We start from the raw sequence: 10,450 nt of genomic DNA on the forward strand, positions 1-10,450 counted from the left end.
GGCTCGACGGCGCCAGCCGCGAGCTGCTGGACGCACGCCGCGCCAAGGCCTCGGTGGCGGAGATCGCGTTCGGCTGGGGCTTCAACGACGCGGCGCACTTCAGCCGGGCCTTCAAGGAGCGCTTCGGGCAGGCGCCGCGGGAGTGGCGGGCGCAGGGAGCGACCACCGCGGCGCCGCCGGCACAATCGGTGCAATGCACGAACTGAATGCGAAGAATTTCCCCGCGCTGACCGCGCTGCTCGATGGCCTCCACGCGGGCGCCGAGATCATGGGCGCCGTGCTGTCAGGCCATACCCAGGGCCGCATCTTTGTCCCCCAAGCCAGGGACGTGCACGCCGCCTTTGTCTACGACAATGGTTTTTGCGTGCTGGCGGGCGATGGGCCCGACGCGCAGTGGGCTGCAGCCTGCCTCGACTGGCTGCAAGCACCTGCCCGGCAGGACTTCTTCATCCTGTACCCGGGCCATGCCGGCTGGGAACCGGTGCTCGACCAGCGCCAGGCGCCCCGCGTGAAAAAAATGCAGCGCGTGGCCTTCTCGTTCGACCACCGCCGTTTTGCGGCACAGCGCACCGAGCCGCCCTTGCCGCCAGGCCACTGCCTGGTGCCCCTGGATGCCGCGCTGCTGCGGCGCCTGGCCGATGGCGGCCAGTACCCCTTTGCAGCAGGCATGTGGGCCAGCGATGCGCAGTTCGAACGCGACGGCGTCGGATACTGCGTGCTCCATGAAGAACAGGTGGCCAGCCTGTGCTACTCGGTGTTCGTGAAAGGGCTGCGGCACGACGCCGACATCTGCACCTTCGAGGGCCACCGGCGGCAGGGCCTGGCCAGGGCGACGGCCACGGCGTTCATCGATGGGTGCCTGCGGCGCGGGCTGGAACCTGGGTGGGACTGCTTTCGGGACAACCGGGCATCGTACGAACTGGCCCAGGCCCTCGGTTTCGGGCCGGTCCACGAATTCGCGGTCTATGCCCGAGGGCTAGACGGTTGACTACTGCGCCACCAGGTGCAGCTGCCCGAACGGCATGTGGTGCATCAGCTCGCGCAGCAGCAGCAAGGTGGTGGCGAACTCCACACTCTCGGGCAGCCCCTCGCTCACGGCGGGCCGGCCCTCGGAGACGGCGGCCAGGCGCTGGAACAGGCGCTCCATGGCCTCCAGCGTAAGCCGCATGGCCGGGCCGCGCGGCACGCCCGCCAGTTCGGCCAGGGCCACCAGCTGCGGGTCGGTGGACCACCAGGCCAGGTCCGGGGCATGGCCCTGCACAGCGTACTGCCGGTGGGCCAGGTAGACCTCGTCCTCCACGCTGGCGATGGCGTTCTCCAGTTCCAGCGGGGTCGGCACATCGCGGCGGAAGAATGCACGGGCGGTCCTGTGCGTGCCCAGGGCCAGGGTGAACACCGGGCCGGGTGCGGCGCCCTCGCCCACCACGGCAATGCGCGTGTGCTCGGTGCCCAGGTGCAGCAGCAGGAGGGGCTCGCCTGGCACGGCATGGCCATGCAATGCCTGCAGGGCGGTGGCCGCGTCGAAGGGTGGCACGGTGGTCGCCTTACCGGCCGGTGGCAGGGGATGGGTGGCGAACATGCTCACCCCCCCTGGCGAGGGTTGGCGTCCGCACCGGTGCCGCCGGACTGCTGCGGGCCCGGCTGGTCGGCCTGCTGCTGGGTGCGTGCCACGGCGGGCACGTAGTGCATGCGGTGGTGCATTTCCACCGTCAGGGCCTCGATGCGCTCGCTGAGCTTGCGGGTCATCTCGGTCAGGCGGGTGTTCTGCTCCAGCAGGTCGAGCAGTTGCGCGCTGTTCTGCGCGGCCAGGGCCTGGCGCTCCTGCGTGGCCAGGGCCAAGGCCTCGCGGTGCCGGGCATCGGCGTCGGCATGCATGCGGTCGCGCTCGGCCTGGCGGGTCTGGGCCAGCAGGATCAGCGGGGCCGCATAGGCGGCCTGCAGGCTGAACGCCAGGTTCAGCAGGATGAAGGGGTACACGTCGAACTTCACCACGCCCGACAGGTTCAGGCCGATCCATACCGCCACGAAGCAGGTCTGCAAGAGCAGGAACCGGGGCGAGCCGAACATGCGGGCAAAGGCCTCGGCCCGGCGCGCAAAGCCATCGTTGCCGAAGGGCGGCGACAGGTGCTCGTGCTGGCGGTGAAAGCGCAAGTGGTCGGCCCCAGGGGCCGCCGTGGTGGTGGTGGATGGCGTGGTCATGCGAAGAACCTCATGCAAGCGGTGGCAACAGGGCCGGGCAGGTGCGCCGGGCGGCACCTGCATGCTTGCCACTCTACCCGCTGGGCGCGTTCAAGTTCCGTGCCAGCGGGCACCAGGGCCGCGCAGGGCCCCCACTCTTCCTGCCGATCCGTGACTTTTGTGGCAACAAGGCGGGCGGATGGAGGGCCCACCCGCCCCACGTGGCCCCGACCCATGGTGTGATGCGCGGCACGGCGGCCCCCATGCCGCCGACAGGCGATGCCAGCGCGCGCCTACACGCGCGCACCAGCGCGCTCACTACATTGACCACACCGCCGCAAGACAGGCAGCGCCCGCCCCGAAGGCCGGCCCATGCCAGGGACTGCGACGAACCATTCTCAGGGACACCACCATGCCTGACACCCTTGTTGAACTGCGAGACACGCGAGACAAGCCAGTGCCCACCCCAGAGCACGCGGCCACCGGTGCCGCGCCTTCGGTGGGCCGCCGCATCCTGCCCAACACCATTGGCGTGTTGGCGCTGGGCGCGGTGCTGTTCTTCACGGCCTGCTCCACGCATCCGCCCGCCGGCATTGAGCCGGTGGCGGGCTTCGACGCGCAGCGCTACGCGGGCCAGTGGTACGAGGTGGCCCGGCTGGACCATTCGTTCGAGCGCGGCCTGCAGCAGACCACGGCAAACTACATCCCCAACCCGGATGGAACCATCAAGGTGATCAACCGCGGGTTCGACCCCGGCCGCGACCGCTGGAAACAGGCCGAGGGCAAGGCCCGCTTCACTGGCGAACCCGACCAGGGTGCGCTCAAGGTCTCGTTCTTCGGCCCCTTCTACGGCGGCTACAACGTGGTGGCGCTGGACCCCAACTACCAGTGGTCCATGGTGGTGGGCTCCAACCGCGGCTATTTCTGGATCCTGTCGCGCACCAAGACCCTGCCACCCGGCGTGCGCGAGCAGCTGCTGGCCCAGGCGAAGGCGCTCGGCGTGGAGGTGGACAAGGTGCTGTGGGTGGCGCAGGAGGGTGCGGTGCCTGCGGCACAGCCCAAGGGCTGAAAAAGCCCCTGCGCCACACTCAAGTTGTACCCCCCACCTGCCGATAAGAGGGCATGCAAGTCTCCTCCTCTTCATCGGCCGGCAAGGTGTCTTCTTCCAGCAGCGGGGGCGGTGGCAGCGAGATCGCCAAGTTGCAAAAGCAGCTGCAGTCGCTGTCCGAGGAGCTCAAGAACGTGGCCACGTCCGACCTGGACGCCAAGGCCAAGAAGGAGAAGGTCAAGCTGCTGCAGACCCAGATCCAGATGGTGCAGGCGCAGATCGCCGCCATCCAGCGTGCACGCCAGCAGGAGCAGCAGGCCGCACAGGCCCAGAAAGCCGAGGCGGCGGCGCAGGCCGCACGCGAGCAGCGCGCCAAAACCGAAGGCCAGGCCTCCACCAGCCTGGGCAGCCAGCTCGATACCTACGCCTGACAGGGTCCTGGCGCCCCAGCCGCCGGCTCGAACCCCCAAGGCACGGCGCCCGACCAGAGGTGTAACTCAGTCCAGCCCGGCAGACTCCACGAGGCGCTGCGTATAGGGGTGCTGCGGCGCGTCGAGCACCTGGCCCACGGGGCCGCTTTCGAGCACGTTGCCGTCCTTCATCACCAGCACCTCGTGCGCCATGGCACGGATCACCTGCACGTCGTGGGTGATGAGCAGGTAGCTCAGGCCCTTTTCCTTCTGCAGGCGCTGCAGCAGCTTGAGCACTTGCTGCTGGATGGTGACGTCCAGGGCGCTGGTGGGCTCGTCGAGCACCAGCAGCTCGGGCTGCACGATGAGGGCGCGCGCAATGGCCAGGCGCTGGCGCTGGCCGCCCGAGAATTCATGCGGGTAGCGCGCCAGCAGGCCGGGGAACTGCGCCTCGGTCAGGCCGACCTCGGCCAGCGCGGCCTCCACGCGCGTGCGCCGCTCGGCCACGCTGAGCGTGGGCTCGTGCACGCGCATGCCCTCGCCCACGATCTCCTCCACCGTGAGGCGTGGGGACAGCGAAGAGAACGGATCCTGGAAAACCACCTGCACCTTGCGGCGCAGTTGCTGGTTGGCCGGTGAATTGCGCATGGCCGGCGCCTGCCAGCCCTGCCCCGCCACCTGCAGCGACCCGCCAAAGGGCAGCAGCCCCAGGATGGCCTGGGCCAGGGTGGACTTGCCCGAGCCCGACTCCCCCACCACGCCGAGCGTGCGGCCCGGCGGCAGCGCCAGGCTGGCGCCCTGCACGGCCACGAATTCGCCCTTCTTGAACCAGCCGCGCAGGCCGGGCAGCGGTGTGGGGTAGACCACGCGCAGGTCGCTGGCCTGCAGCACGGGCGGCGTGCCCGGCGCTGGCGCGGCCTCGGTCACGTCGCGCTGGGGCTGGCTTTGCATCAGCTTGCGGGTGTAGGCATGCTGGGGTGCGCCAAACACTTCGGCCACGGCGCCCTGCTCCACCAGCACGCCTTGCTCCATCACGGCCACGCGGTCGGCAAAGCGGCGCACCAGGTTCAGGTCGTGCGTGATGAGCAGCACGGCCATGCCGGTCTGGCGCTGCAGGTCACTGAGCAGGTCCAGGATCTGGCCGCGCAGGGTCACGTCGAGTGCGGTCGTGGGCTCGTCGGCCAGCAGCAGCTGCGGCTCGCTGGCCAGGGCCATGGCGATCATGGCGCGCTGGCGCTGCCCGCCCGAGAGCTGGTGCGGAAACGCGTTGGCCCGGCGCGCGGGCTCGGGGATGCCGGTCTTGGCCAGCAGCTCGATGGCCGCCTGGGCGCACTGCGCGCCCGTGAGGCCCTTTTTGAGCTGCAGGATTTCGGCGATCTGCTGGCCGATGGTCATCAGCGGGTTCAGCGCCGTCATGGGCTCCTGGAAGATCATGGCGATCTCGCCGCCACGCACGCCGCGCATTTCACGCTCGCTCAGGGCCAGCAGGTCGCGGCCACGCAGCAGGGCCTGGCCGCTGATGCGGGCGTCGCCGGCCAGGCGCAGCAGGCTGAGCGCGGTGACGGTCTTGCCGGAGCCCGATTCGCCCACCAGGGCGAGCTTTTCGCCGGGGGCGATGGTGAAGCTGGCGCCGCTCACCACCTCCTTCCTGCCGAAGTGCACATGGAGATCCCGCACGTCGAGCAAAGGGCCTGACGGTGCCGTACCTGGACTGGATGCGGTGCTCACTTGTCGGCCTTTCGCGGATCGAGGGCGTCGCGCAAGGCGTCGCCCATGAAGGTCAGCAGCAGCAGGGTGACCACCAGCACGGCGAAGGTGCTCAGCGAGATCCACCAGGCGTCGATGTTGTTCTTGCCCTGGCTCAGCAGCTCGCCCAGGCTGGGGGTGCCCGGCGGCACGCCCAGGCCCAGGAAGTCGAGGGCCGTGAGCGAGAGGATGGCGGCGCTCATGCGGAACGGCAGGAAGGTGACCACCGGGGTCAGGCTATTGGGCAGGATGTGGCGCCAGATGATCTGGGCATTGCTGACACCCAGGGCCCGCGCCGCTTTCACGTAGTCGAGTTGGCGGTTGCGCAGGAACTCGGCCCGCACATAGTCCGACAGCCCCATCCAGCCGAACAGGGAGAGCAGGATGAGCAGCAGCGAGATGCTGGGCGCGAACAGCGCGCTGAAGATGATGAGCAGGTACAGTTCGGGCATGGACTCCCAGATCTCGATGAAGCGCTGGAAGGCCAGATCGGTCTTGCCACCGAAGAAGCCCTGGATCGCCCCGGTGAGGATGCCCAGCACCGTGCCGATGAAGGTCAGCGCCAGGCCGAACAGCACGCTCACGCGGAAACCATAGATCAGCTGGGCCAGCATGTCCCGGCCCCGGTCATCGGTGCCCAGCCAGTTGTCGCGCGTGGGCGCCGAGGGATTGGGCTCCTTGGCGAAATAGTTGAGGGTGGTGGGCCCGTAGGTGTTGAGGGTGTAGAGGGCCCAGTTGTCGCCCGCGCTCAGCCGCTGCTGGATGAAGGGGTCCAGATAGTCCGTGGGGGTCTCGAAATCACCGCCGAAGGTTTTTTCGGGGTAGGTCTGGAGCATGGGGAAGTAGGTCTGGCCCTCGTAGCGCACGATCAGGGGCCGGTCGTTGCTAACCACCTCGGCGGCCAGGCTGATGAGCACCAGCACGCAAAAGATGACCAGGCTCCACAAGCCCAGGCGGTTGCGCTTGAAGCGCAGCCAGGCCCGGCGCGAGGGAGAAAGGGAAACAGGGGCCGTGGGGGCCGTTGGCGTTGCTGTGGCCGGCGTACCGGTAGCGGTGGTGGGGCTTGCGGAGGGCGCGTTCATGCGGTCAGTCAAACTTCACGCGGGGATCTACCCACACATAGCAGAGGTCGCTGATGAGCTTGGTGACCATGCCAATCAGGGTGAACAGGTACAGAGTGCCCAGCACCACGGGGTAGTCGCGGCGGATCACGCTCTCGTAGCCGAGCAGGCCCAGGCCATCGAGCGAGAAGAGGGTTTCGATGAGCAGCGAGCCGGCGAAGAAGGCACCGATGAAGGCCGCTGGAAAGCCCGTGATGATGGGGATCAGCGCATTGCGGAACACATGCTTCCACAGCACCTGCCGCTCCGACAGACCCTTGGCCCGGGCCGTCAGCACGTACTGCTTGCGGATCTCTTCGAGGAAGGCGTTCTTGGTGAGCATGGCCGTCACCGCAAAGCTGCCCGCCACCATGGCCGTCACAGGCAGCGTGATGTGCCACAGGTAGTCCACGATGCGCGCCCCCCAGGTCATCTGGTCCCAGTTGGACGACACCAGCCCGCGCAGCGGGAACCATTGCAGCTGGCCGCCAAAGATCACAAGCAGCGCCACGCCGAGCACGAAGCCCGGAATCGCATAGCCCACCAGGATCAACAGCGTGGTGACCAGGTCGAAGCGAGAGCCCGCACGCACCGCCTTGGCCACGCCCAACGGAACGGCCACCAGGTAGCTGATGAAGAAGGTCCACAGCCCCAGGCTGATGGAGACAGGGAGTTTTTCCTTCACGAGCTCCCACACATTCTTGTTCTGGAAGAAGCTCTTGCCCAGATCGAAGCGCGCGAACTGGCCCAGCATGATGAAAAAGCGCTCGTGCGCCGGCTTGTCGAAGCCGTAGAGCGCCTTGATCTGCTCCACGCGCTTGGGGTCCACCCCCTGGTCGCCACGGTAGGACATGCCGCCTTCCGCACCCTGCCCCTTGCCGGCCGCGGCACGGGCCTCGGCCATGTACTGCTCCACCGGGCCGCCGGGCACGAACTGGATCACCGCAAAGGTCAGAAGCAACACACCCAGCAAGGTGGGCAGCATGAGCAGCAGGCGTTTGGCGATGTAGGCAAGCATGGCGTAGGGCTGGGCTCCGGCGGTTCAGGGTTGGGCCATCGTCATCATGGCTTCTTGATGCTCCACCAGGAGAACATCAGCCACTCCTCGGCCTTGGCGTAGGGCGGCATGGGCTCCTTGTAGGCCAGGCGCTGCTGGTTGTAGACCACGCGGTGCGAGGACAGCGTCCATTGCGGAATCAGGTAGTGGCTGTGCATGATCACGCGGTCCAGCGCACGGCAGGCGGGCAGCAGTTCGGCCTTGGTGTCGGCGCGGGTCAGCTTGGTGACGATGGCGTCGATGGCCGCACTCTTCACCCCGGTGTAGTTGGCGGCCCCCTCGACATCGGCACGCTTGCTGCCGAAGTACTCCTGCATCTCCTGGCCCGGGTTGTAGGTGCCCTGGAACGCCAGGCTGATCATGTCGAAATCGAACTTGTCCATGCGTTGCTGGTACAGGGCAAAGTCCACCGTGGCGAAGCGCAGGGTGATGCCCAGCTTTTCCAGGTTGCGGATCCAGGGGGTCACGGTGCGGGCCCCGCCCTCCTTGCTGTCCAGGAACTCGATCACCATGGCATCGCCCTTGGCGTTGCGCAGGGCGCCGTCGCGGTAGGTCCAACCGGCGTCGGCCAGCAGCTGGCGGGCACGGCGCAGGTTCTCGCGCAGCGAATGGCCTTCGCCCTCGGTCACCGGCGGCTGGTACATGGGGCCGAACACGGCATCGGGCAGCTTGCCACGCCAGGGCTCCAGCAGCTTGAGCTCCTCGGGGCTGGGCGTACCGGTGGCCTGGCAGTCGGTGTTGCCGAACAGGTCGGTCACGCGCGGGTAGCCGCCGTAGAACATCTGCCGGTTCATCCACTCGTAGTCGATGGCCAGGCCCAGTGCCTCGCGCACGCGCGGGTCCTTGAGCATGGGCCGGCGGGTGTTGAGCACATAGCTCTGGAAGCCCGCGGGCAGGCGGTGCTTCATGTCCTTCTTGACCAGCACCCCCTGCTTGAACAGCTTGCCATTGATGCGGCGCGCCCAGTCGCCCGCCGAGTACACGGTCATGAAGTCGAACTCGCCGGCCTTCACGGCCTCCAGCCGGGCGGTGTTGTCCTTGTAGATCTTGACGGTGATGTTGTCGAAGTTGAACGCACCCTTGTTCACGTTCAGGTTGCGGCCCCAGTAGTTGGGATCGCGGGTGTAGGTGATGTCGCGCCCGAACGCCACCGGGCCGATGCGGTAGGGGCCGCTGCCGATAGGCGTATCGGTCACGATCTGGTCGAAGGGCTTGGCCTTGCCGTCGGCCTGCCGGCCCCAGGCACGGCTGAAGATGGACAGGCTGCCCACCGTGAGCGGCAGTTCGCGGTTGGGCAGCTTGAAGCGAAAGCGCACCGTGCGCTTGTCGATCACGTCCACGCCCGCCACTTCCTGCAGCAGGGTGGCATAGCCGGGCGAGGCCTGGGGGCTGATCAGCGTCTCGTAGCTGTACTTGACGTCTGCGGCCTCCACGGGGCTGCCATCGTGAAAGCGTGCTTCGGCCCGCAGGCGGAAGGTGGCGCTCAACCGGTCGGGCGCCACGTCCACGTCCTCTGCCAGCAGGCCGTAGCCCGAAGCCGTCTCGTCCATAGAGCCGGTGAGCAGGCTCTCGAACAGCAGATCCGAGAGGTAGGCCGGTGGCGAGCCCTTCATGGTGAAGGGGTTGTACTTGTCGAAGGTGGAGTAGCGCAGGTTGCTCACCATGCGCAGCTCGCCCCCCTTTGGTGCATCGGGGTTCACGTAGTCGAAGTGGGCAAAGTCTGCCGGGTACTTGAGGTCGCCCCAGAGTGCATAGCCATGCGCCGCCCAGGCAGCAGGCACTGCGCAACAACCCATCAGCAAAAAAGTGAGCCAAGACCGCATGCGACAATTCTGCACTACGTTCGGCCGGCTCTGCAGCGAATGGCGCATATCCATACGCGGTGGTTACCCGGCCCTTCATCGCCCCTTCTTACGCATTCATTCACTCATTGATTGATTGCATTACCCCAAAATTCCACAGGAGAACGAACCATGGGTTTTCTGACCGGCAAGAAACTGCTCATCACCGGCGTGCTGTCCAACCGCTCCATCGCCTACGGCATCGCCCGGGCCTGCCACGCCCAAGGCGCAGAACTTGCCTTCAGCTACGTGGGCGACCGCTTCAAGGACCGCATCACCGACTTCGCGGCCGAGTTCGACTCCAAGCTGATCTTTGACTGCGACGTGGGCAGCGACGAGCAGATCGACCGCATGTTCGCTGACCTGGCCCAGGTGTGGCCGAAGTTCGACGGCTTCGTGCACAGCATCGGCTTCGCCCCGCGCGAGGCCATCGCCGGCGATTTTCTGGAAGGCCTGTCGCGCGAGTCGTTCCGCATCGCGCACGACATCAGCGCCTACAGCTTCCCGGCCATGGCCAAGTCGGCCCTGCCCTACCTCAACGAGAAGTCGTCGCTGATCACGCTGAGCTACCTGGGCGCGCTGCGCACCATCCCCAACTACAACACCATGGGCCTGGCCAAGGCCAGCCTGGAAGCCAGCGTGCGCTACCTGGCCGAAGCGCTGGGCCCCAAGGGCATGCGCGTGAACGGCATCAGCGCCGGGCCGATCAAGACGCTGGCTGCGAGCGGGATCAAGGATTTCGGCAAGCTGCTGTCGATGGTGGCGGACTCTTCTCCATTGCGCCGCAATGTGACCATCGAGGACGTGGGCAATGTGGCGGCGTTCTTGCTATCGGACCTGGCCAGCGGGATGACGGCCGAGATCACGTATGTGGATGGTGGGTTCAGCCAGACGGCTGGGGTTAGCCGGGATACCGTGGGCTGATTTTCTTGGTTGTCTTGAAGCTTCGCGGCTCTGTGGCTGTGGGTGCTTCTGTTCTAGGTTGAAGGGCGGAGGCCGGGGTGTGCGCCCGGCGGCGCACCTACCTTCTTTTGCTTCGCCAAAAGAACGTGGGCCAAGAAAAGGCGACC

Annotated in this window: 11 protein-coding genes; 5 read left to right on the forward strand and 6 right to left on the reverse strand. The window is 67.1% G+C overall.

Annotated features, from left to right (window positions below; translation table 11 throughout):
* On the forward strand, positions 1–206 hold a 206-nt coding region (locus PMI14_RS32945; protein ID WP_007862119.1), incomplete at its 5' end, for a helix-turn-helix domain-containing protein.
* The gene (locus tag PMI14_RS33920) at positions 194–988 is read left to right on the forward strand and encodes a GNAT family N-acetyltransferase (protein ID WP_007862121.1); all 795 of its coding nucleotides are present in this window, start codon (positions 194–196) and stop codon (positions 986–988) included. The genes PMI14_RS32945 and PMI14_RS33920, both read left to right, overlap by 13 nt.
* Here PMI14_RS33920 and PMI14_RS32955 read toward each other — a convergent pair whose 3' ends face one another.
* Both PMI14_RS32955 and PMI14_RS32960 read right to left on the reverse strand, forming a co-directional pair.
* Positions 989–1,579 (reverse strand): hypothetical protein, encoded by a 591-nt coding sequence (locus PMI14_RS32955; protein WP_007862126.1) that lies wholly within the window; start codon positions 1,577–1,579, stop codon positions 989–991.
* 2 nt (positions 1,580–1,581) lie between these two features.
* On the reverse strand, positions 1,582–2,199 hold the full coding sequence (locus PMI14_RS32960) for a DUF1003 domain-containing protein (protein WP_007862128.1): 618 nt from the start codon (positions 2,197–2,199) through the stop codon (positions 1,582–1,584).
* A gap of 391 nt (positions 2,200–2,590) precedes the next feature.
* Between PMI14_RS32960 and PMI14_RS32965 the strand changes: the two genes are divergently transcribed.
* Complete coding sequence (locus PMI14_RS32965; protein ID WP_007862130.1) at positions 2,591–3,247, forward strand: lipocalin family protein; 657 nt, start codon at positions 2,591–2,593, stop codon at positions 3,245–3,247.
* A 53-nt stretch (positions 3,248–3,300) separates the two neighbouring features.
* Positions 3,301–3,657 (forward strand): FlxA-like family protein, encoded by a 357-nt coding sequence (locus PMI14_RS32970; RefSeq protein WP_007862133.1) that lies wholly within the window; start codon positions 3,301–3,303, stop codon positions 3,655–3,657.
* Between the two features lie 66 nt (positions 3,658–3,723).
* Here PMI14_RS32970 and PMI14_RS32975 read toward each other — a convergent pair whose 3' ends face one another.
* The 4 genes from PMI14_RS32975 to PMI14_RS32990 are packed head-to-tail and all read right to left on the reverse strand — an operon-like array spanning position 3,724 to position 9,362.
* The gene (locus PMI14_RS32975) at positions 3,724–5,364 is read right to left on the reverse strand and encodes an ABC transporter ATP-binding protein (RefSeq protein ID WP_035206505.1); all 1,641 of its coding nucleotides are present in this window, start codon (positions 5,362–5,364) and stop codon (positions 3,724–3,726) included.
* Complete coding sequence (locus tag PMI14_RS32980) at positions 5,361–6,464, reverse strand: ABC transporter permease (RefSeq protein ID WP_007862136.1); 1,104 nt, start codon at positions 6,462–6,464, stop codon at positions 5,361–5,363. The genes PMI14_RS32975 and PMI14_RS32980 overlap by 4 nt, the downstream gene beginning before the upstream one ends.
* 4 nt (positions 6,465–6,468) lie before the next feature.
* Positions 6,469–7,500 (reverse strand): microcin C ABC transporter permease YejB, encoded by a 1,032-nt coding sequence (locus PMI14_RS32985; protein WP_007862140.1) that lies wholly within the window; start codon positions 7,498–7,500, stop codon positions 6,469–6,471.
* 44 nt (positions 7,501–7,544) lie between these two features.
* A complete protein-coding gene (locus tag PMI14_RS32990) occupies positions 7,545–9,362 on the reverse strand; it encodes an extracellular solute-binding protein (RefSeq protein ID WP_007862142.1) in 1,818 nt (605 codons plus the stop codon).
* A gap of 150 nt (positions 9,363–9,512) precedes the next feature.
* Between PMI14_RS32990 and fabI the strand changes: the two genes are divergently transcribed.
* Positions 9,513–10,304, forward strand: a complete 792-nt coding sequence (gene fabI / locus PMI14_RS32995) for an enoyl-ACP reductase FabI (protein ID WP_007862144.1) — start codon at positions 9,513–9,515, stop codon at positions 10,302–10,304.
* Positions 10,305–10,450: the final 146 nt, after the last annotated feature.

Source organism: Acidovorax sp. CF316 (assembly GCF_000276605.1).
GTDB lineage: Bacteria > Pseudomonadota > Gammaproteobacteria > Burkholderiales > Burkholderiaceae_C > Acidovorax.